This window comes from Embleya sp. NPDC050154, assembly GCF_044460165.1.
GTDB lineage: Bacteria > Actinomycetota > Actinomycetes > Streptomycetales > Streptomycetaceae > Embleya.
This window is the reverse complement of the sequence record NZ_JBITJP010000016.1, coordinates 17,465-39,027: the sequence shown is the minus strand read 5'-3', so window position 1 is coordinate 39,027 and position 21,563 is coordinate 17,465. Positions and strand designations below refer to the sequence as shown.

Below are 21,563 nucleotides of genomic sequence, written 5' to 3'. Positions count from 1 at the left end.
GGTGCGACGGTTTCGCCGTTCGCGACGTGTTCCGGGAGTCCGGGCCGGTTTCGCCCGGTGGACGCTGGGTGCCGGGAGCGGTGGTGGCCCCCGCCGGGGTGCTGCCGCCGGAACCGGACGGCGATGAGGCGGCCGATGGGGGATCGGTGCGTATCGGGCTGGGTGTGCCCGCCGTCGACACCGCTGCGGGACTGGTCGCGGCGACAGCGTGGGCGGGCGAGTCGCCCGACGCTAGCGCGGCGCTCTGCGAGTTGCGGTCGGCCGCCGTGCGGTCACCACCACTGCCGCCCACTGTTGCGGCCGCTGTCGCGACGGCCGCCACGGCCACCGTGATCGCCACCGCGCGGGCGGTGTTGTGCCCGCGCCGGCGGTGTCCGGACCCGGCCGCGCGCCGCCGGCCCGAACGGCGCCGCCTTGATGCGGTGCGGGAGTCGTTGTTCACGTACCTGCGCCCCTTTGCTGTGAGCCGGCCCGGAGCGGCCGACACATAGGAGACCGGGTGGCCGGAGAGGCATAACGAAAAAGCCGAGCCGATTTCCGAATCCGCCTCGGCCCCGCCGGTTCGGTGGAAGCGGCGCGGTCGGCCGTCGACGACTTGTGTTCGCGCGCGACACCGCGTTCGGAGTAGTGCCCCGGCTTTGCGAGGGTCCCGACGAGGTCGACGTCGACGTCGCCGGCAGTGTTGACGGCTGGGTGGGTCGCGCGTCGTGGTGTGACCCGGAGAACTCGCTATGACGGATGACGTCGCTGCCGACGTAGTCGGTGAGCACGACGGCCAAGCCGCCAAGCGTCCATGTGGCCACCGCGCTCCGCCGGTCAACCGGATGCGGGCCGCAGGTTGTTCATGAGCAGGCCGAGGGCGAACTCGAAGCGCTCGTGTCCGGTGCCGGAGATCAACTCGGCGGCATGGCGTCGAGTCTGCGGGAACTTCTCGGCAGGCAGTGCGGTGAAGCGGTCAAACAACTCCTCGCGGCTGAGTACCCATTCCTGGTCCTGGTGCCGGCGCCGTTGCCGGACCAGCGAGTACGAGCGGCGGATGTTCGAGTACGGCGCCGAGGCCGTGCGCAGCAGTCTCGAGAAGCTGCCCGCCTTCGCCCCCGAAGCGAACCTGTCCTGAGACCGGGATTCACCCTGCGCGATCGACCGGACCCGCCCGGTCGATGTGTGGCGAACCCCCGAGAACCCGGAGCAGGCCGTGGCCGCGATACTGGAGCCCGGCTTCAGTGCGCCGGTGGACTTTGATCTGTTACTGGAATCTAACAAATTGGCCGAGTAATTGACATTCATAATACCGCGAATATTTTCGCGAATACGTCGCAAAACCATGGTCGCCGTGCAGCGCCGGCCGCAGGCGATTTCGTGGGTCGCAGTGGGTGTGGCGGTCCTCGGATTTCTCATCACCATGGAGATGTTCGCCCGTCGCTACGGCCTACCGGGGCCGATCACCAGCCAGGCGCGCGAGGTGATATTCGCTCCCCGTTCGGGGCAGCTGCTGTATGCCGGGTTGACGTTGACGATGGTGGTGCTCACCTGGCGGCAACGTTTTATTGCGGTGAGTGCGGCAATCGGCATCGACATCGTCTTCTGGCTGGTGCGGTGGGTGGTCGACGCCAGGATGAACTACGGTAACGGCGCGTTGTGGGTGATTTTTGGCTGCGCGGTCTTTGCTCTCACGCGCCGCACCGGCCGGGAACGCGTCCTGATGCTGAAGGGCGCGGGACTGGGACTGCTACTGGTGGCAGGCCACAAGACCGGCGCTACCTGGCTGCTCATCACGTCGGAAACCCGCCCGGCTGTGCTCGACCAGTACGTGGCGACTGCCGATCACGCGCTGGGTGACCCGTCGTGGCTGGCCGGCCGGATGGTCGCGGCCACCGACCCGATCAGCTCCGATGTGCTCGGCACCGTCTATGGTCAGCTTCCGCTGGCAGCGGCCATCGTTGCGCTGTACCAACTGCGAAACGTAGTGGTCGAGCGCCGCTTCCCGGGCCATCACCTGGTGCGCACCTTCCTGGCCATCGGCCTGCTCGGGCCGAGCATCTACATGATCTTCCCGGTGGTCGGACCGGTCTTCGCCTACGGCCCCGACGGCGGGCCCTGGGCAATGGCCGACCTGTGGCCGAACACGCCGCCGCCGATCAGTACCCCACTCTCGATGCAGTTCGACGAGATCACCCCTCGCAACTGCATGCCCAGCCTGCACACGGCGTGGGCTACCATAATTTTCGTTCACTCTCGCAAGGGCTCGCGGTTTATCCGATTCGCAGGAACGTTCTGGCTGATTGCCACGCTCGCGGCCACGCTGGGATTCGGCTACCACTACGGCGTGGACCTCGTGGCCGGTGTGGTTTTTGCGCTCACGATCGAGACTGCAATGCGCTCGCTCGACCGGGGCTGGGACTGGCAAGGAATCTGTCTGGTCATCTACGGCGCGACGGTTTTCGCTGTGCTCCTGGTGTCGTACCGCTATCTGCCGATGGAGATGGCCAGATATCCGTGGGTGTTTGGACCACTGCTCATTCTGGCGATGACCTCGGTCATCTACGCCTATGCGCGGACCACCAATGTGTGGGACCCGAAGGCCGCGCCGGCGGAGCAGGTGGAACCGCAACTCCAACCGGCGTGATCGCTGTGCACCCGGTCACGTCACCACCGACCGTGTGCTCAGCGGTGGTTTCACGGCCCCTGGACGACTGATGCAAGGGGTCCCCGCGGACACGAGGTGAGGGTGTCCAGGCTCGGTGTGCGAACACGGAGACTGGACACCCTCGTTGCCGCACTCTACGCGCGGGTGCGGGTGCGGGTGCGGATCGACGATCGGTCGAAGGCTCCGCCGGAACTGCTGCCGGTGCGACCAGGGATCGGCATCGCCCCGAGGCTCGGCGACGCGAAACTCCCACCCGCCCCGCTGCTGGTTGCCCAAGCCCTCGCGCGGGCCCGGCTCTACGACGCGGAGCACGACCGGGCCCGTCAGTTGCAGCAGGGGCCGCTGCTTCGTGCCCTTCCCCCGACGCCGGCCCTCACCGCGGCGGCCCGCTACCTGCCCGCGACCGAAGGAACGGAAGTCGGCGGGGACTGTCCAAGGGGCCCGTGTCGCTGCGCCTGGTGCGCAGCCGGACCCTGATCTGCGAGGTCACCGACGGCATTGCCAGTCTGCGTCGGATCCGTCGTGCGGCGGGGACCGACGAGGATGGCCGCGGCTGCCGAGTTCCTTGCCGTGGTCGGCGATACGTCGGCGGGCCGAGACGCCGGGCACCTCGCTGCCCACGCGGGGCTCGCGCCGGTGCCGCGGGACTCGGACCGAGCATTGGGATGCCCCGCCCTTGGGGAGCGATCATCCCCCCCTTTCCCGACAACAGCCCCCGTCAAGGGCTTGGCGTCGTGGGTGCGCGTACCTAACATGTGAGCGAAACATGAGCGCGACTCATATTTAAGGGTTCCGTATGATCTCTCATCACTCCGAAGCCCGCCTGTGGTTGCTGAGCACGCCCGGCACCTCCTACGCCTTCCGGTTGGACGCCGACGACGTCCCCCGGCACGTGCACTGGGGTCGGCCGCTGACCCTGGAGCAGGCCGTCGTGATAGCGGCTGACCTACCCGCCGAGGATCCCGGCGGCGACGATCCCGGCGGTGAGGAGTACGCGGTCGAGGGCGCACTGCGCTTCGGGGCGCCGTCGCTGACCGTCCGGTTCGAGGACGGCGTCCGCGGCTTCGAGTGGAGGTTCGTCTCGCACACGGCCGAGGACGGCCGGCTCACGCTCCACTTCACCGACCGCGTCCGCTCCCTCGGTCTCGACCTGAACTACCGGATTCGGGACGGCGATGACCAGATCGAACGCTGGGCCGTCCTCACCGCGGACGAGGCCGTGGACGTCATGCGGTTCGACTCCGCCGCCTGGACACTGCCTGCCCGTGACGACTACCGCGTCAGTCATGTCGTGGGGGAGTGGGGCCGGGAGTTCCAGCTCCAGCGCGACCGGTTGCCCGTCGGGGAGACCGTGCTCACCAGCCGCCTCGGCATCACGGGACAACACGCCGGACCCTGGCTGATGCTCGACGCGCACGACGCCGCAGAGGAGCACGGCGAGGTCTGGAGCGCGGCCCTGGCCTGGAGCGGCAGCCGCCGGATCACCCTGCGCCGCGACCCCTACGGCCGCGCCTCCTGGACCGGCGGCTTCGGCCACGAGGGCCTGGTCTGGAAACTGGCTCCCGGCGAGAGCCTGGAGACCCCCGTCTTCACCGGGCTCTACGCCTGCGACGGCTTCGGCGGCACCAGCCGCCGCTGGCACGCCTACATAGAACGCCGGGTGCTGCCCGCCCGTCCGGCCGAACGCCCGCTGATCTTCAATTCGTGGGAGGCCACCGAGTTCGACATCACCGAGAAGCAGCAGACCGAACTCGCCGAGTTGGCCGCCGGTATCGGTGTCGAGGTCTTCGTGGTGGACGACGCCTGGTTCGGCGCCCGCACCAGCGACATGGCCGGGCTCGGCGACTGGTGGCCCAACCCGGACCGCTTCCCGGACGGTCTGAGCCCACTCGCCGACCACGTTCGTGCGCTGGGCATGGGCTTCGGCCTGTGGGTGGAGCCCGAGGCGGTCAACCCCGACAGCGACCTGTTCCGTGCGCATCCCGACTGGATCCTGTGCCAGGACGGCCGCGCCCGTACCCAGCGCCGTAAGCAGCACGTACTGAACTTCGCCCGCCGCGACGTCCGTGAATGGGCGGTCGAATGGCTGGTCAGGACGGTCACAGAGCTGGACGTCGTCTTCCTCAAATGGGACATGAACCGGCCCTTCAGCGAGGCCGGGCAACCCGGGGCCGCCGACCCCGACCGGGTGTGGATCGAGCACACACGCGGCGTCTACGAGGTGATGGACCGGCTGCGCGCCGCCCGCCCGGGCCTGTACCTGGAGTCGTGCGCGGGCGGCGGCGGCCGGGCCGACCTGGGCGTGTTGGCCCGCGCGGACCAGGTCTGGACGTCCGACAACACCGACGCCGCCGACCGGGTCGCGATCCAGCACGGACACTGTCAGATGCTGCCCGCCCGGACCATGGGCGCCTGGGTCACCGACAGCCCGAACAGCTTCACCGCCCGCCCGACCTCGATCCGATACCGCTTCCATGTCTCGATGGCCGGAGCGATGGGCATCGGCGGCGACCTGCGGAACTGGAGCGAGGAGGACATGGCCTGGTCCCGGACGCTGGTCGAGCAGTACAAGCGGATCCGGCCCGTGGTGCACGGCGGTGTCCAATACCGCCTGGGGGACCACGCCGTGCAGTACCTCACCCGGGATGAGGTCGTCGTCTTCCAATTCCAGCCGTCCGCGCTGATGCGCTCGGTTGCCCGCACCCGGCTCAAGGGCCTGGATCCCGACGCCCGGTACCGGGACGAGGCCACCGGCGCCGTGCACGAAGGTGCCGTCCTGCTCGGTCACGGCCTCCCGCCGCTGCTGTCCTTCGACCGGACGAGCGAGCTCGTCCACCTCGGCAGAGTGCCCCGATGACCCTCGCCCCCGTACGGCCCGAGGCCCTCGCCGAGCCGACCCGCAGGGTCGGTCCCGGCTGGGTTGTCCTGTACGTCCTGGCCAACGCCGGGATGTACATCCCGATGCTGGTGTCGACCACGTTCCTGATGCCCGAACAGATCGCCAGGATTGACCCGGACGGAAAGGTCGGCAGCTACGCCTGGGTCAGCGCGATGGGCGCGATCTCGGGAATCGTCGTCGCGCCGCTGGCCGGCGCGCTCTGCGACCGCACCACCGGTCGGTTCGGTCGCCGCCGGCCGTGGATGATCGCGGGCTCGCTGGCCTGCATGGCGGCGCTGGTCTGCACCGGCGTTCAGACGACGGTCGTCGGGGTCGCACTCGGCTCTCTCGTACTGTCCGCCGGCTTCATGATCATCGGTGCCGGGCTCGCCCCGGTGGTGCCCGACCGGGTCCCGGTCGGGCAGCGCGGCGTGGTGCTGGGCTGGGCCACGGTCCCGCAGGCGGGTGGCCTGATCGTGGGCGGGCTGTCGATCGGCCTCGTCGTCGGGTTCTCCGCGCAGTACGTGCTGATGGCCGCTTTCCCGCTACTGATCGTGTTGTTCGCGGTCGTCTCGCAGGACCCGCCGCTGCCCGGCAGCCACCGCGAGTCTTTCTCGCTGCGCGGCTTCCTGGCCGGCTACCGGATCAGCCCTCGCGAACACCCGGACTTCGTCTGGGCGATGGGCTCCCGGTTCGTCATGGGTCTGGGCTACGGGCTGGGCACGCTGTACTTGCCGTATTTCCTGGACGATGTCCTGCACTACGAACAGCTCTTCCCCGGCCAGTCCACCGAGGACGGCCTGCTCATCGTGATCGGCGTCAACTGCCTGGCCACGATCTCGACGGTCGTCCTCAGCGGTTGGCTCTCCGACAGGCTGGGCAGGCGCCGCATGCCGGTGTTCCTCGGCGGCGTCACCATGGCCGTCGCCGCGGTCCCGCTCGCCCTGTCGCCCACCTGGACCATGACGCTGGTCGCGGCCGTGATTCTGGGTTTGGGCTACGGCGTGTACCTGGCCGTCGATACCGCTCTGGTCACCGAAGTGCTCCCGGCCTCGGGGAACCGGGGCAAGGATATGGCGCTGGCCAACCTGATGACCTCCCTGCCGTACGTGCTCGTCCCCCCGATCGCCTCGGTCGTGCTCGGCGAACTGGGGGGTTACCGCTCGTTGTTCCTCTGCTCCGCGGCCATGTCCGTGCTGGGCGCGGCACTGGTCTGGAAGGTCACGAGCGTTCGTTAGCGGTCCGCGCTCCCGCGGCACGGTCGGATGGCGCCGGACGGTCACATCGGACGCGCGCGGCTCGGCGGGGGGCGGGTGCCGCGTTCGTGTAGGCAGTCGCCGCAGCGCCGTTCGTGTCCTTCGGCGGCCAAGCGTGTGTCATGCCACCAACGGTCAAGCGTGTCATGCCACTACCGTGTTGTCAGTGCACGGATTCGATCGTTCAGATAGCTGTTGAGGACTCGTTTGCACTCGGCGATCAGCCGGGGATCGCCCTGCGAATCGGTGAGGAAGGCCAGTTTCAGCAGGCTGTCCGCGCACTCCAGGGCCACTCGGACGACGATCTCCAGTTCGGCGTCGTCCCGAGCCCCGGTCAGGGCCGCGGTCAGTCCGAGCAGCCGTCCGGCGACCGCGGTGTTGTTGTCCAGGGCCGGATCGAGGGTGTGGTCCCGGCCCTCCGCTCCGAAGTCGACCACGCCGAACCCGGTGATCGTCCGACGCATGGTGACGAATTCGTCGACGGTCACCTCCACGATGCCCGAGACGTCTTCGGGCTGCTCGCTCTCCAGCCGGGCCGAGACCCGCTCGAGGAAGACGCCCAGGTTGCGGGCGGCGAGCGCGCCGATCAGCCCCTCTTTGTCGGAGAAGAACTGGTACAGGGTACCGATGGGCACCTCGGCCCTGCGGGCGACATCCTTGGTGGTCAGCGCGACGTAGCCGACTTCGTCCAGGAGCTCGGCACAGGCGTCCAACAGCCGTTCGAATCGTTCGGCGCTGCGCCTTTGCACGGGCCGCCGGCGCAGCGTCCCCGAGGTGCGATCTTGATTCACGCTTCCATCATCCCATCGATCCGCACTAACATGAGTACTACTCATGTTTTGGAGGTTGATGTGGCGCTTGACCATCTGCCCGCGGACTTCATCTGGGGCGCCTCGACGGCGTCGTACCAGATCGAGGGCGCCACCAAGGAGGACGGCCGTGGCCCGTCGGTGTGGGACACCTTCACCGCCCGCCCCGGCGTGATCCGCGACGGGCACACCGGTGACGTGGCCTGCGACCACTACCACCGGTACGAGGAGGACCTCGCGCTGATGGCCGAGGCGGGCCTCACCGGCTACCGCTTCTCGATCGCCTGGCCCCGAATCCAGCCGACCGGCCGAGGCGAGGTCAACCTCCGGGGCCTGGACTTCTACGACCGCTTGGTCGACGGTCTGCTCGCGCGCGGCGTGGAGCCCGTCCCGACCCTGTTCCACTGGGACCTCCCGCAGGGCCTCGAGGACGACGACGGCTGGCTCAACCGCGACACCGCGTACCGCTTCGCCGAGTACTGCGCCATCGTGGCCGACAGGCTGGGCGACCGCGTCCGGAAGTGGATCACGCTCAACGAACCGTTCATCCACATGGTCTGGGGCTACGGTCTCGGTACCCACGCACCGGGCCGCACCCTGTTCCTCGATTGCCTGCCGGTCGCCCACCACCAGCTGCTCGGCCACGGTCTGGCGCTGAGGGAGCTGCGCGAACGCGGCCTTCAGGTGATGATCGCCAACAACTGCACCCCGGTCTGGCCCGCCTCGGACGCCCCCGGCGATCGCGCCGCCGCGCAGGCCTACGACAACCTGCACAACCGCCTGTTCAACGACCCGATCCTTACGGGCGCCTACCCCGACCTGTCGGCCTACGGCGCGGACGCCACCCTCGGCGGCTCCGTCCGGGACGGCGATCTCGAACTCATCTCGGCTCCGTTGGACGCGCTCGGCATCAACTACTACAACCCGACCCGGATTCAGGCCCCGACGTCCGAGGGCCTGCCGTTCGAAGAGGCCCCCATCGAGGGCTACCGCCGCACCGCCTTCGACTGGCCCGTCGTCCCCGACGGCCTGCGTGAACTGCTCGTCGGCCTCAAGGAGCGCTACCCGACGCTCCCTCCGGTCTACATCACGGAGAACGGCTGTTCCGTCGACGACGTCGTCACCGCGGACGGCACCGTCCCCGACCTCGACCGTATCGACTACCTGGACACCCATCTCCGGGCCGTCGACGCCGCTGTGGCCCAAGGTGTGGACGTCCGTGGCTACTTCACCTGGACCCTGCTGGACAACTTCGAATGGGCCGAGGGATTCCACCAGCGCTTCGGCCTCGTCCACGTCGACCACGACACCCAGATCCGCACCCCGAAGGCGTCCTTCCTCTGGTATCGCGACCTCATCCGCGCCCGGCGCGGCTGAACACCCCGCCGAGTTCGCGCAGACACCGTACGAGCTCCGGCGGATCCCGGACGTCGAACTCGCGCCCGAGCCGGATCGACAGCAACGCCGCACGCCGAACGCCCGACGCGGAACGCGGGCCCGTCCAGGACTCGGCCCGCGGGTGCCGCAGGGGCCGACCGCACGCCCGGCTCGGTTCGCTCAGACGGGTGACTTCCCGCCCGGGTCTGGTGGTCGGCCGCCACGCGTCGGTTCTTCGTCGGTGGTGTGTGCGGTGTCGTACTGCTCGGCCTGCATGCGGCTTTCTCGACGTCCTGGTTGGTGATGTGGTGAACGCCCGTCGCGAAGGCGGTGATCGGCCGCGGCGGGCGGACGAGCGTGGAGCGCGCGGACTCCGAGCGCACTTGGCCATCGGCCACAGGGATTGCGGCGACTTCGACGAGGTCCGGCGGTTGGGCACCGTTGCCCTCGACGTCGACGACGAGCAGGCGCGGCCACGTGCCGAAGTCCATGCGTCCCTCCGCGGGATCGTCAGGCGGTGGGCCATCCGATGTCGGCGCGGCCGAGCCTGCCAGGGGTGGCGGCGCCGACCTGTCCTTTCGCGTTGCGGGCGGCCCACCGAGGCGCGTCTCGGTGACCCGCGGCGCAGAGTCCGAAAACCGAGTTCGACCATGGCGCGATCCCTCGATCGCGAGGGCACGACAGGGATCCCCGGGGATGAGGGCGATGCGGTGACCGGCACAGTGGTTGTCGCAAGGCTGACCGGGGACGTTCGGCGCTCTCCCCGCCGGACCGTCGCGGACCGACCCGTCCGCCTCGATCGAGCACACGCGGAACCTGATGTCGGTGATCGGGGGGCGAGCGCGCGGACCTCGGGAACCTGCCGGATGCGGCCATGCGTCCACCGTGACGCGGCGCCGGGCCCGGCGGCCAGGAAGTTCCACAAAATTCCGCGGGGAACACTCGAACGGGCTACTCCAGGGCATCGGTCGCGGCAGCGACGAGCGCGCGCGCCCGGGTCCCGTGTACGGCGGCGAGTTTGGTCAGTTCGGCGAAAGCCCGCACGCAGTCCTCGACGTCGCCGGCAGCGGTGATGTCGACCTCGGCTCTCGGCCACTCGATGGCAACCCGGTCCTCGTCGTAGACGGTGAACGACGCCACGCCCCGGATGTGTTCGCGTGCCGCGCCGAACGGTATGACGCCGAGCGCGACCTGCGGACAGGCCATCGCCGTGAGCAGGTGCCCGAGCGGACCGGCCATGGTCGCGGCGTCGTCGTACCGCTGCCTCAGCACCCGTTCCTCGATCACCGCGCGAAGCGGTGGCCGGGGCGGTGGAGCACCCGCGACCGCTCCAACCGGGCCTTCACCGCCTCCGCGACGTCGTCCCGAACGCCTCGGAAGCGTCGGGTCGATCCCAGGAGCGCGGCGATCGGGCCGGTCGGCGCACCCGCCAGGGCACGGTTACACCCTGCGCAGCTGAGGCCCGAGTACGGTGCGACGGCCGGCTTGGGCTCGGTGTCGGTCACGACGCCCCGCGGTTTCGAGCCAGGGCCCAAGTGATTCACGAAGCACGGCGCGCCTGGCCCGTTCCGGGGTCAGCGGCGCCGTGGCGGGGCCGGGGGAGAGGCGGGCGGGCCGGAGGGGGTCCGCTTCATGGTCGAGGCCACTCCCGGGCGTTCCTCGAACGCGGACGCCACCGTCGTGATGGTGGCGGGGTCCTTGAGTTTGATGCGGAAGGACTCCGGGAGTTGCTCGGCCGTCATCGCGTCGAGGAGGAGGGGGTTGCCGGCGTTCTGCGCGCGAAACAGCTCCCATGCCTGTCCCCGGTCCTCGAAGTACACGTGCTCGACCTGCGGCATGGCTTTGAGCGCGGCGAGGATCTCCTCGCGTTGGGCGTTGGTGACGGCGCCGCTCGAGCAGCCGCCCGTCTTCGGGTCGGAGACCCGGCACAGGAACACCGTCAAGTCCACCTTCCCGGCCCAGAAGTCGACACCCGGCGGCAGGTTGTCCGCGCCCCAGACGGGAGCCTCCCCGGTCGCGCCGTCGGAGCCGGGCCCGGCCGACCCCGCGACCGCCGAGGGGGCCGCCTTCGGCTGCTTCGGGTGTGCCTTCCCGTTGTCGCCGCCGGAGCAGGCGGCGGCCGTCGTGATCGACAGGAGCACGGTCGCGCATCGGATGGCGACCCCGCCCGTGCGGGATGTGTTCCGGTTGCCCATGCTCATCCCCCGATGTGAACGTGTCTGGTACCGAGCGTAGTTGGTGGGCCTCTCACCGGATCCGACCGCACCTTCGAAGGCGTCCCGGGTGCGCGAATTCGTGCTCCTCGACCGCACGTACTCGTCCCGCGGGCCCGCCACAGCCAGGTGCCGCAGGTGTCGGTGTCCAATAGGCGCGGACCGGGCCGGGCGGCGCGCACCGTGTGCTCTCATGGTTGCGCGCGGGCGCGCCCGCGCGCAGCAACGCGGCGAACGGCGGGCCGGGGAACACGTCTACGGCGTCGAGCTCACCGCAAAAGCGCGGGCCGCGGTAGAGGCGTGCGGTGCCGCGTCCGCATCGTCGTGCAAGGAGCGCCTGGCGGAGCTCGCCTCGCAGTGGGCCGCGGATGCGGGCGGTCGGACGGTCGACACCCTCGCCGTACGGCTGATCCATGCGCAGACCGTCGCGGCGGCCGGCGACGTGCTGCTCTGCCGGGAGCTGCTGCGGGAGGTCGTCGAGGACGCCTCCCGCGTCCTGGGCCGTGACCACGAGCTGACCCTGCGCGTGCGCGCCGCCGGCTCGACGCACGTGGCCGTCGGCGATGGCCGACGCGGAGCGGAAGGCCCGCGCCGACGTGGCCAGGGGCTTGGCCGACGCGGAACGGAAGTCCCGCGCCCTGATACGCGACGAACACCTCCGATGGGCCGCAGACACCGAACGCGTGCTCGGCCCCGACCATCCGCTCAGCGTCTCCGCCCGCCGGGCGGCCACAGCTTCGAACTCGTCGACGCGGCGCACGCCGACGCCGTCTGCGCCGCAGTGCGCGTCGTCACTTCGGCCACCAGTCTCGGCGGCGTCGAGAGCACGATCGAGCGACGCGCCAAACTCCTCGGCCAGGAACACGTCCCGCCCGGCCTGCTTCGCCTCAGTGTCGGGTGCGAACACGTCGAAGACCTGTGGGACGACCTCACCACGGCCATCACCGCAACCCGTACGCGTTGACGCGGACACAGGGCTCGTAGACATCCGCCCCCGCTCGTACGCCGCTCACGCCCTGGGCGAGCGGGGCCCGTTCGGCCGGGGAGGAGAACGTGGTTACGGCCAACCCATCCCGAGACGGCCTCGGGGTGTTCGTACGGTCGGAGTTGTGAGCGCACGTGGTGCGTGTACCACCTCGGTTGTGGCCGGCGCAGCCGATCTACTCCGTCCGGTGCCGGCGCACTTCGTTCTTGCTCATGAGGGCGTCACACGAGCCGTCGAACAAACTGATCTCAGTTCGAATCGCTCCGCAACCGAGTGGGTCGGCCCACGAAACCACCTCGTTTTCAGAGTGGTTCGAGGTCCCGCATGCCCACAGTCCCGGCGTCTTCCCGAAGGATGGCGCTTTCCTCGACGCGCCGACGGCGGCCCAACGCAGCAACAACCAGGGGAGCACTGCCATGCGCATTTCCAACACCACCCGTCTTCCGGGCGTCATCTCCGCCGTCGCGGTCCTCTGCTGCGCCGTGCCGTCCGCGGCGGCTGCCGACATGCACGATCACCCCCGCGGCTGTCGCATCCCGGGTCGAGAACTGCCACTGGGGACCGAAGGAATGCCCGCGCTGATCGACGTCGAGTAGGCGGCCTCGCGCCCCGGCTGCCCCGGCCGGACGTCGACTCACAACGCACGCACGTCCGGTCGCGACTCGTCCGACCCGAAGGGCCTGTCGTGCTGCTTCAACACCTGGGAAAACGACCATCCCCCCGGGGTGGGCGACATGCCCCCACCCATGCGATCCGGTTGCGCCGGAACGAGGAGATCGCGATGCATGTACCACCGGATCGCTACGAAGCGCGGTTCTCCGCGCTGAAAGGGAAACGTGGCCGGGGGCGGGTGAGTTCGCGTCGATCGGGTGTCAGACCGAGGGCGTGGCCCGTCGTCGTGGTGCGCGTACTGGGCGTCCTGTTCGCGGTCGGGACTTTGACCCAGGCGATTATGGCGGGCCGGTTCGTGACCGGTGATGTGGATCTGCTCCGGGTCCACGGGGCCGTGGGCGGGTCGCTGGTCCTGTTTCCCATGGTGCAGATGGTCGCGGCCGTGCTGCTGTGGTGGTTCGGGCGTGGCCCCGTCTGGTACCTCGCCTATCCGCCTGTGCTGTTCGTCCTGGTCGTCACGCAGATCGGCGCGGGCGGCGCGCGCAATCTCGCCCTGCACATCCCGCTCGGGACGGCTCTCGTGGGAGTCGCGGCCTGGAATCTGACCTGGTCGTTCGGGTTTCGTCGGCATCGGGAGCCGACGATATGAGCCGATACTTGTCGCGTCGGGGATTCCTGGGGTTGAGCGGGGGCGTGGCCCTGTCGGCGGCGGTCGGTTGTTCGACGACCACGACGAGCGGGGAGTTGTTGCGCAGCCGGGCGCGGTTGCCCGAACCGTTCACCGTGCCGTTGCCGATTCCCGCGCAGGCGGTTCCGGTGGTGGACGGGTCGGGGGCGTCACGGTTCGAGGTGGTGCAGCGGGCGGCCGAGGTGGAGATCCTGCCGGGGACGCGGACCACGGTGTGGGGCTACGACGGGACGTTTCCCGGCCCGACGTTTCGGCTGCGGTCGGGACACGAGGCGGTGGTACGGGTGCGGAACGAGCTGGTGGTGCCGACGTCCACGCACCTGCACGGCGGCGTGACCCCGCCCGAGTCCGACGGCTACCCCACCGATCTGGTGATCTCCAAGGGTGGGTACAGCCCGGCCGTGAACGCCGTCCACCAGGCAACACAGAACGGCGGGCACGGCGGGCACGGCGGGCACGGCGGGCATGGGGCGATGGTGGTGCGCCCGAACCAGTGGACGACACACGCCCACACCAGGGACTACGTCTATCCGCTCGCCCAGCGGGCGGCAACGCTGTGGTACCACGACCATCGGATGGACTTCTCCGGGCCGCAGGTGTGGCGCGGCCTGGCGGGCTTCTTCCTGGTCACGGATGCGGAGGACGAGGCGCTGCCGCTGCCGTCCGGCGAACGCGACGTCCCGCTGATGATCTGCGACCGCGCGTTCGAGGCCGGCGGGGAGTTTCGCTACCCGGCGTTGGACCCCACCCTGATCGGGAGACCCGGTGTCGAGGACGACTTCATGGAGGGGGTCCTGGGCGACGTCGTCCTGGTCAACGGGGCGCCGTGGCCGGTGCTGGAGGTCGAGGCGACCAGGTACCGGCTGCGCGTGCTGAACGCGTCCAACGCCCGCCGGTACGGGCTGCGGTTGGACCCCGAACCACCGGACGGGAGCCCGGCGTTCGTGCAGGTCGGCAGCGACGGCGGCCTGCTGGAGCGGCCGGTGGGGCACGACCGGGTGCCGATTTCCCCGGCGGAGCGATTCGACCTGGTCGTCGACTTCGGTCGCTACCCCGTCGGCACCGAGGTGACGGTGCGCAACATGCTCGGCGAGACCGCCGGCACCCGCGAGGTGATGCGGTTCCGGGTGGTACGTCGGGCCCGTGACGAGTCCCGGATTCCCGAACGGCTTTCGGAGCCGAGGCTGCCGACACGAGGTGACGCGGTGCGGACCCGCGCGTTCGACTTCCGACAGACCAAACGCGCAGGCGCACGGATGTGGACGATCAACGGCCGTGTATTCGACCCCGACGAGCACCTCGCCGACCCGGCGCTGGGCACCGTCGAGTTGTGGCGCCTGTCCAGCGACTTCCACCACCCGGTCCACCTGCACCTGGCCCACTTCGCGGTCGTCGGTCGCGGTGCCGGCGCACCGGCCGCCACGGACGCGGGCTGGAAGGACACGGTGGATGTGCGCCCATACGAGACCGTCGAAGTCCTCGCCCGCTTCGACGGGTTCAAGGGCCGGTACATGATGCACTGCCACAACCTCGAACACGAGGACATGACCATGATGGCCAACTTCCGCGTCACGTAGCCATTCGTGCGCCCCGCACGCCGAACCACTACGGCGTGAGAACTTCCCCGTGGGGACGTGCACGACGACGTGGAGGGCCTGCTGGTGGGGACCGGGTGAGCCGAGATCCCGGCAGGGCGCCACAGCAAGCAGCAAGCAGCAAGCAGCAAGCGGCGAGCAGCGAGCCGCGAGCAGCGGGACGCGCCGGCGCGACGAACCCGCACGCCGGCGCCCCGCGAAACGGGCAAGGTCGGTGGGAGTCCCGGCGCCTTCCCCCGCACGGCAACGGCCCGACCGCGCCCGAGCCCGCCGACCGGACGCGGTCGTATCCCGGTGCCGACGACAACCCGCCGACAGCGACCGCGAACCTCCTCGAGCGCGCACCGCCCACCCGCGACACCGACGCGCCCGGCGTTCACGGGTGCCCTGTTCGGGTTCAGGGGCTGGTTGGGGCGCGATCCGCCGCAACGCACGGCCTCACGCGATCGTCGGGGGTGTACCGGCAGGCGGGTCGGGGATCGTGGACCGGTCCCGGTCCGCGGCGATCCCGGCGGTGACGGGGACCCGGTCGGGCTCCACCCCCGCGTCGGGTGAGCTCTCGGCCGTGTCCCGATCGGCGGTCGGGCCCGCGTGCCGCAACATGGACACCGCCAAAGCCGCCAATACGAGCATCAGCGCCGCGCCGACCCCGCCCACCACGTTCAAGCCCGTCGTGAAGGCATCCCGCGCCGAGCCCAGTACGTCGTCCCGCGGCCCCGCCGGCAATCCTTCGGCCGCTGCCGTGACCCCCGCCAGGCTGTCGTGCGCGGCGTCGGCGACCCTGTCGGGGACACCCTCCGGCATCGACTCGTCCGTCCGGTCCCGGTACACCGCGGCGCCCAGGCTGCCGAGCACGGCGATCCCCAGCGCCAAGCCGAACTCCGTGCCGGTCTCCGCCACCGCGGCGGCCGAACCCGCCTCCTCCGCCGGTACCGATCCCACGATCAGATCGACGCCGAGCACCATCACCGGGCTGAACCCCGCGTAGAGCACGACGAATCCGGTCACCAGGAGCGGCAGCCCACCCGTGCTGTCGACCAGGGCCAGAAGCAGGTACCCCACCGCCGCGACGGCCAGACCACCGCCGAGCACGTAGCCCGGCCGCACCCGACGGGCCACGACCGTGGTCGCCAACGTCGCGGCGATCAACGCGAAGGCCGCCGGCAGCAGCCACATCCCCGCCCGCACCGGGGACAGGCCCTCGACAAGTTGCAGGTATTGCGTGACGAACAGATACATCCCGCCGAGCCCGCTCGCCGCCAGGACCGAGACCACCGCCGCGGCCCGGAACGTGCGGTTGCGGAACAGCCGCAGATCCAGGAGCGGATGGGCGAGCCGACGCTGGCGACGGGCGAAGACGTACCCGAAGACCGGGCCGACCACCAGCGCCACCGCGGCGGACGTCTCGAAACCGTGTCCGGCCCACCGCTTGATCCCGTAGATCACCGGCAGAATCGCCGCGAGGGAGAGGACGACACTGACCACGTCGAGCCGCCCGGCCTCGGGATTCCGGTATTCCGGCAGCAACAACGGCGCGGCGACCAGCAACACCGCCATCACCGGCACACCGAGCAGGAAGACCGAACCCCACCAGAACGCGTCGAGCAGCAGACCGCCGACGACCGGACCCGCCGCGATGCCGACCGAGAAGCAACTCGCCCAGATCCCGATGGCCGAGCCCCGCTCCCTGGGGTCGGTGAACATCGTGCTGATCAAGGACAACGTGGACGGCATCAGCGTCGACCCGGCCACACCCAGGAGCGCGCGGGCGACGATCAACATCTGCGGCGACGTCGCGTAGGCGGCCAGCACCGACGCGGCCCCGAACGCGGCGGCGCCGATCACCAACAGCCTCCGTCTGCCGATCCGGTCACCCAACGTGCCCATGGTCACCAGAAACCCGGCGATCATGAAGCCGTAGACATCGGTGATCCACAACGTCTCGGCGCCGTCCGGACGCAGATCCGCGCCCAGTTGCGGCAACGCGAGGTAGAGGACGGTCACGTCGAGGGAGAGCAACATCGTGGGCAGCGCGAGAACGGCCAACCCGATCCACTCGCGGGGGCCGGCGCGAACACCGGACATCGTCGGACTGTGCGAAGACACGGGACATCTCCCAAGGAATCGTCATGCTGTTTCGGCAGCGCCCGTCTATGCGCCGCGCCGGGACGGGGTCGCGACGGGTGGGGACGAAGCAGGAACGGAGAACGAGGAGGCCGAGGCGCCTCTCCGACTCCGACCCCGCGAGCACCACACCGGCCGGACCGGACACCAATGTGCCGACCGCGCCTTCAGGTCTCCTACCGGTTCGCTTCAGGTAGCCTCCGGGCGGCCGTGTGGCGCTCGCCGATCGCGTGCATCGGGCGCCCGCCCGCCCCTTGCTACGGTGGCGCCATGCACTTCGGGGTACTCGGGCCACTGGACGTCCGAACGGCGGACGGAACGCCGGTCAAGGTCCCCGACCTGAAGGTCCGGGCTCTGCTCGCCGACCTCCTCGCACATCGCGGCCGAACCCGGTCGGTGGACCGTCTCGTCGAGGATCTGTGGCGCGAGAACCCGCCCGCCAACCCCACCGCGGCGCTCCAGACCCGGGTCTCCCAACTGCGCCGTGCCCTGGAACGGGCCGAACCGGGAGGCCGCGATCTCGTCGTCACCCGCGCCCCCGGCTACGCTCTGCACCCCGCGGCCGACACGGTCGACGCGGACCGCTTCGCGGCCCTGGCCGCCGCCGCGCGCACCGCGGGCGACCCCCGGACGCGTGCGGGACTGCTCGCCGACGCGCTGGCCATGTGGCGCGGCCCCGCGTTCGCCGACTTCGCCGACGCCGAGTTCACCCGCTCCGCCGCGGCCGGCCTCGACGAACAACGCGTGGCCGCCCTCGAGGCGCAAGCCGAAGCCCGACTCGAACTGGGCGAACACAGCCTCCTCATCGCCGAACTCGCCGAACTCAGCGCTGCCCACCCACTCCGCGAAGGTCTGCGCGGCACGTACATGCGCGCCCTGTACCGCGCGGGCCGAACCAGCGAAGCCCTCGCGGTCCACGACGAACTCCGCGCCCGCCTCGCCGACGAACTCGGCCTGGCCCCCGGACCCGAACTCGCCGCCCTGCGCCAGGCGATCCTCACCCACGACGCCGAACTGCGGCCGGCCTCCACCCCCGTCACCTCCGTCGCCCGCCCCCGCGACAACCTGCCCGCAGCGCTCACCGACCTGGTCGGCCGGGAACAGGCCATCGACGACGTGCGCACACTCCTCGGCGCCGGCCGTCTGGTCACCCTCACCGGACCCGGCGGCGTCGGCAAGACCCGCCTCGCCGTGGCCGCCGCCACCCGCGTCGCGGACACCTACCCCGACGGCGCCTGGCTCGTCGAACTCGCCGGACACGGCCGCCCCGACGCAGACCCGCCCGCTGCGCCCGACGACATCGCCCACGCCGTCACCGCGGCCCTCGACATCCGCGACGACACCGCCGAGGCCCGACCCCACGCCGGCCCCTCGGACATCACCGCCCGCCTCACCGCCGCGCTGCGCCCACGCCGGCTGCTGCTGGTGCTGGACAACTGCGAACACGTCGTCGACGCCGCCGCCGCCCTGGTCGACCGCCTCCTGCGCGCCGCCCCCGAGCTGCGCATCCTCACGACCAGCCGGGAGGCCCTGGGCCTGGCCGGAGAACACCTGTGGCCCGTGCCGCCGCTGACCCTGCCCGACCCCACCGCCGACCCTCGCCCCGAGACCCTCGAACGCGCCGGCTCGGTACGGCTGTTCGTCGCCCGTGCCGCGGCCGCCGCGCCCGGATTCCGGCTCGACGCCGGCAACGCCCACGCCGTCGCCGCCGTCTGCCGCCGCCTCGACGGGATCCCGCTCGCGCTGGAACTCGCCGCCACCCGGGTCCGTGCCCTGGGCGTGCACGACCTCGCCGACCGCCTCGACGACCGCTTCACCGTCCTCGCCGCAGGTCGCCGCGTCGGGCCGGCCCGTCAACAAACCCTGCGGGCGATGATCGACTGGAGCTGGGAACTGCTCACCGCCACCGAGCGCGCGGTCCTGCGCCGACTGGCCGTACACGCCGACGGATGCACCCTCGAGGCAGCCGAAGCCGTCTGCGCCACGGACGCGGTCCCCGGCCCCACCGTCGTGCAGGCTCTCGCCCGCCTGGTCGACCGATCGCTCGTGGTCGTGGCCGAAGGTCCCACCGGTCCGCGCTACCGCCTCCTCGAATCGGTCGCCGCCTATTGCGTCGAACGTGCCCGCGAAGCCGGCGAGTCGAAGGATCTCCGCCGCCGCCACGACCGGTACTACACGGACCTGGCCGAACGCGCCGCACCCCACTTGTACGGACACGGTCAGCGCGCCTGGCTCGAACGCCTCGACACCGAGACCGCCAACCTGCGCAACGCGCTCGACAGCGCCCTGTGCCACCGGGCCGGCGAGATCGCCCTGCGCCTGACCAACGCGCTGGCCTGGTACTGGTTCCTGCGCGGGCGAACCACCGAAGCCCGCCGGGCCCTGAGCGCCGCCCTCGCGCTGCCCGCCACCGACGCCACGGCTCGCGCCCGAGCCCGAGCCGGGGCCTGGTTGGCCGGGCTCGAACTCCAGGCCGGCGCCGCCGCCGATCCGACCGGGCACATCGACACGGCCCTGCGCGCCTTCGACGGTGGGCACGACCCGCACGGGCGAGCCAGGGCTCAGTACTTCCTCGCCTTCGCCACCAGCGGACTCGGCGACCGAAGCGTCGTCCTCGACCATCTGCGCGAAGCCGGCACCGCCTTCCGCGAACTCGACGACCCCTGGGGCATCGCCTCGGCGCAGGCCGCCCTCGACGAGGAGGAGCTCATCCGCGGCGACGTCGCGGTCTTCCGCCGCAGTTGTCGCGAGAACGTCGCGCGATTCCACAAACTGGGCGACCGATGGGGCGAACTACGCGCCACCGACAGCCTCGGCATGGCCGTCGAGGTCGTCGGCGACTACGCCCAGGCCGCCCGCCTGCACCGCGAGGGACTGCGCATGGCCGAGGATCTGCGCCTATGGCCGCAGGTATCCCACAAGCTGGCCCAACTCGGCCGGATCGCCCTGCTCACCGGCGACTTGGAAGCGGCCGACGAATTCCACGAACGGGCGCTGCGGCTCGCCGCCGAGCAATTCGACCAACGCGCGGAGCAGTTCGCCCAGGTCGGCCTCGCGCTCGCCGCCCGGCGGCGTGGCGACCATGCCACCGCCGAGCGGCACCTGCGCGTCTGGCTCGACTGGAACCGCCGGCGAGACGGCGACCCCGGGACTGCGCTCATCCTGGCCGAACTCGGATTCCTCGCCGAACAACGCGGTGATGCGCGGGCCGCGTGGGACCTCCACCACGAGGGCTATCTCGCCGCGCGCGGCCTCGCCGACCCCCGCGCCGTCGCCCTCGCCCTGGAGGGTCTCGCCGGCGCCCACGCGATCGCGGGCCGCCCCCGGGCCGCGGCCCTGCTGCTCGGCGCGGCCGAGGCGGCCAGGGAGTCGGTCGGCGCACCGCTGCCGCCGGCCGAACGCGGCGACGTCGACCGGACCAGCGCCGCCGTGCGGACGGTCCTGGACGACGCGAGCTTCGCCGCGACCTTCGCGCGCGGCCGCGGCCTCACCGCCGAGGCCGCCGTCACCGACGAAGCCGGCGCGGGGCCGGGATGAGGATTCGGCTCCGCCGCCGGTGTGCCCTATGGCAACGACCCCAGCGAGCCCGACAACGGTCGGATCGACCACCCGTTGTGCCCTCGTGGCCTGTACTTCACCGACGACGCCGGAAACCTGTACCCCGTGGACCGGCTGCCGGCTGAGGCAACGCCGCCACGCTCGCGATCCTGAACGCGGAGTCCTTTACGGAGCGCACCACCACCTGAAGGCGCGGCCTGCCCGGTCGGGTGCGGATGCTTGCGGCGTCCGGGTGGCCGGGGGTGGCCGGGGGTGGCGTGGGTCGACGTCCCGGGAACGGGGCGAACCAACGCTGTGGGTCCTCGTCGGGGGTTCGGCGGGTGATGAGCAGGTGTCGCCGGCAGGCGTTCCGCTGGTAAGCGGTGGGGGCGGTGGGGGCGGTGGGGGCGGTGGGGGCGGTGGGATCGGCGGGGAGGCCGGCGGCTTCGTTGGCGACCGGGTCGGGGTCCTCGTCGAGTGTGGCCTCGGCGTCGGGGAGGGCCAGGACGTGGTGTTCCGCCGGACAGCGGGGAAAGAAGCAGGCCGCGTTCGGGGTCGGCGATCAGGTCGTCGTCGACGGCGGCGGCCATGTCCGGCCGCCACGGAGTGCCGCCGTCCCACGGAATACGGCGCACGATGCCCACGAAACATTCCGACCGCTGCTGAAACAGTGACATGCGTCACGAGCGCGCGAGTGGTCGCGGAAGCATTGCGCCCTCTGAGCCTCGCCTACTTATCGTGCTTTGTCCGACTGAAGGTGACCAGTCCACTTCTCGGTCGAATTGAGCATCCCGGCGAACGGGATCCCATGCGTCATTTTCGATGGCCATAGGCGTTTCCGA

At 70.7% G+C, this 21,563-nt stretch carries 15 protein-coding genes and 1 pseudogene; 11 read left to right on the top strand and 5 right to left on the bottom strand.

The annotated features are described in order from the left end of the window. Nucleotides 1-816: 816 nt before the first annotated feature. A complete protein-coding gene (locus ACIBSV_RS30130; protein ID WP_395868520.1) occupies nt 817-1,326 on the bottom strand; it encodes a hypothetical protein in 510 nt (169 codons plus the stop codon). Between ACIBSV_RS30130 and ACIBSV_RS30125 the strand changes: the two genes are divergently transcribed. The 5 genes and pseudogenes from ACIBSV_RS30125 (at nt 1,325) to ACIBSV_RS30105 (ending at nt 6,763) form a co-directional block, all read left to right on the top strand. After that, nucleotides 1,325-2,626: a phosphatase PAP2 family protein gene (locus ACIBSV_RS30125; protein ID WP_395868518.1), complete on the top strand. Its 1,302-nt coding sequence runs from the start codon at nt 1,325-1,327 to the stop codon at nt 2,624-2,626. The genes ACIBSV_RS30130 and ACIBSV_RS30125 overlap by 2 nt on opposite strands. Before the next feature lie 117 nt (nt 2,627-2,743). Then, on the top strand, nt 2,744-3,124 hold the full coding sequence (locus ACIBSV_RS30120) for a hypothetical protein (protein ID WP_395868884.1): 381 nt from the start codon (nt 2,744-2,746) through the stop codon (nt 3,122-3,124). A gap of 78 nt (nt 3,125-3,202) precedes the next feature. Further along, nucleotides 3,203-3,313: pseudogene (locus tag ACIBSV_RS30115) on the top strand (transposase); the annotation flags it as partial. A 130-nt stretch (nt 3,314-3,443) separates the two neighbouring features. Then, the gene (locus tag ACIBSV_RS30110) at nt 3,444-5,504 is read left to right on the top strand and encodes an alpha-galactosidase (RefSeq protein WP_395868516.1); all 2,061 of its coding nucleotides are present in this window, start codon (nt 3,444-3,446) and stop codon (nt 5,502-5,504) included. Continuing rightward, complete coding sequence (locus ACIBSV_RS30105; RefSeq protein WP_395868514.1) at nt 5,501-6,763, top strand: MFS transporter; 1,263 nt, start codon at nt 5,501-5,503, stop codon at nt 6,761-6,763. Before ACIBSV_RS30110 ends, ACIBSV_RS30105 begins: the two co-directional genes overlap by 4 nt. A 170-nt stretch (nt 6,764-6,933) precedes the next feature. On the opposite strand, the gene ACIBSV_RS30100 is transcribed toward ACIBSV_RS30105, so the two are convergent. Then, entirely contained in the window at nt 6,934-7,572 is a 639-nt protein-coding gene (locus ACIBSV_RS30100) for a TetR/AcrR family transcriptional regulator (RefSeq protein WP_395868512.1), read from the bottom strand. A gap of 60 nt (nt 7,573-7,632) precedes the next feature. Between ACIBSV_RS30100 and ACIBSV_RS30095 the strand changes: the two genes are divergently transcribed. Continuing rightward, the gene (locus tag ACIBSV_RS30095; RefSeq protein WP_395868510.1) at nt 7,633-8,967 is read left to right on the top strand and encodes a GH1 family beta-glucosidase; all 1,335 of its coding nucleotides are present in this window, start codon (nt 7,633-7,635) and stop codon (nt 8,965-8,967) included. A 951-nt stretch (nt 8,968-9,918) separates the two neighbouring features. On the opposite strand, the gene ACIBSV_RS30090 is transcribed toward ACIBSV_RS30095, so the two are convergent. Both ACIBSV_RS30090 and ACIBSV_RS30085 read right to left on the bottom strand, forming a co-directional pair. Next, on the bottom strand, nt 9,919-10,359 hold the full coding sequence (locus ACIBSV_RS30090) for a Scr1 family TA system antitoxin-like transcriptional regulator (RefSeq protein ID WP_395868875.1): 441 nt from the start codon (nt 10,357-10,359) through the stop codon (nt 9,919-9,921). Between the two features lie 182 nt (nt 10,360-10,541). Then, nucleotides 10,542-11,168 carry a permease-like cell division protein FtsX gene (locus ACIBSV_RS30085; protein WP_395868508.1) on the bottom strand — a complete coding sequence of 209 codons (627 nt, stop codon included), beginning with the start codon at nt 11,166-11,168 and terminating at the stop codon, nt 10,542-10,544. Nucleotides 11,169-11,373: 205 nt separating this feature from the next. Between ACIBSV_RS30085 and ACIBSV_RS30080 the strand changes: the two genes are divergently transcribed. The 4 genes from ACIBSV_RS30080 (at nt 11,374) to ACIBSV_RS30065 (ending at nt 15,042) form a co-directional block, all read left to right on the top strand. Then, nucleotides 11,374-12,144, top strand: coding sequence for a PLP-dependent transferase (locus ACIBSV_RS30080; protein WP_395868506.1), 771 nt, complete (start codon nt 11,374-11,376; stop codon nt 12,142-12,144). Nucleotides 12,145-12,581: 437 nt separating this feature from the next. Continuing rightward, a complete protein-coding gene (locus tag ACIBSV_RS30075; protein ID WP_395868504.1) occupies nt 12,582-12,761 on the top strand; it encodes a hypothetical protein in 180 nt (59 codons plus the stop codon). A gap of 302 nt (nt 12,762-13,063) precedes the next feature. Further along, the gene (locus ACIBSV_RS30070; protein WP_395868502.1) at nt 13,064-13,426 is read left to right on the top strand and encodes a hypothetical protein; all 363 of its coding nucleotides are present in this window, start codon (nt 13,064-13,066) and stop codon (nt 13,424-13,426) included. Then, entirely contained in the window at nt 13,423-15,042 is a 1,620-nt protein-coding gene (locus ACIBSV_RS30065) for a multicopper oxidase family protein (RefSeq protein WP_395868500.1), read from the top strand. Before ACIBSV_RS30070 ends, ACIBSV_RS30065 begins: the two co-directional genes overlap by 4 nt. A 456-nt stretch (nt 15,043-15,498) precedes the next feature. Here ACIBSV_RS30065 and ACIBSV_RS30060 read toward each other — a convergent pair whose 3' ends face one another. Next, nucleotides 15,499-17,145, bottom strand: a complete 1,647-nt coding sequence (locus ACIBSV_RS30060; protein WP_395868498.1) for an MFS transporter — start codon at nt 17,143-17,145, stop codon at nt 15,499-15,501. Between the two features lie 309 nt (nt 17,146-17,454). On the opposite strand from ACIBSV_RS30060, the gene ACIBSV_RS30055 reads away from it, so the two are divergent. Next, complete coding sequence (locus tag ACIBSV_RS30055) at nt 17,455-20,721, top strand: BTAD domain-containing putative transcriptional regulator (RefSeq protein ID WP_395868496.1); 3,267 nt, start codon at nt 17,455-17,457, stop codon at nt 20,719-20,721. Nucleotides 20,722-21,563 lie beyond the last annotated feature (842 nt).

Excerpts from the sequence above, each read along its gene's own strand:
- ACIBSV_RS30125 (WP_395868518.1), top strand. The coding sequence starts at position 1,325 with ATGGTCGCCGTGCAGCGCCGGCCGCAGGCGATTTCGTGGGTCGCAGTG.
- ACIBSV_RS30130 (WP_395868520.1), bottom strand. The coding sequence starts at position 1,326 with ATGGTTTTGCGACGTATTCGCGAAAATATTCGCGGTATTATGAATGTC.
- ACIBSV_RS30110 (WP_395868516.1), top strand. The coding sequence starts at position 3,444 with ATGATCTCTCATCACTCCGAAGCCCGCCTGTGGTTGCTGAGCACGCCC.
- ACIBSV_RS30105 (WP_395868514.1), top strand. The coding sequence starts at position 5,501 with ATGACCCTCGCCCCCGTACGGCCCGAGGCCCTCGCCGAGCCGACCCGC.
- ACIBSV_RS30085 (WP_395868508.1), bottom strand. The coding sequence starts at position 11,168 with ATGAGCATGGGCAACCGGAACACATCCCGCACGGGCGGGGTCGCCATC.
- ACIBSV_RS30080 (WP_395868506.1), top strand. The coding sequence starts at position 11,374 with ATGGTTGCGCGCGGGCGCGCCCGCGCGCAGCAACGCGGCGAACGGCGG.
- ACIBSV_RS30075 (WP_395868504.1), top strand. The coding sequence starts at position 12,582 with ATGCGCATTTCCAACACCACCCGTCTTCCGGGCGTCATCTCCGCCGTC.
- ACIBSV_RS30065 (WP_395868500.1), top strand. The coding sequence starts at position 13,423 with ATGAGCCGATACTTGTCGCGTCGGGGATTCCTGGGGTTGAGCGGGGGC.
- ACIBSV_RS30060 (WP_395868498.1), bottom strand. The coding sequence starts at position 17,145 with ATGTCCGGTGTTCGCGCCGGCCCCCGCGAGTGGATCGGGTTGGCCGTT.
- ACIBSV_RS30055 (WP_395868496.1), top strand. The coding sequence starts at position 17,455 with ATGCACTTCGGGGTACTCGGGCCACTGGACGTCCGAACGGCGGACGGA.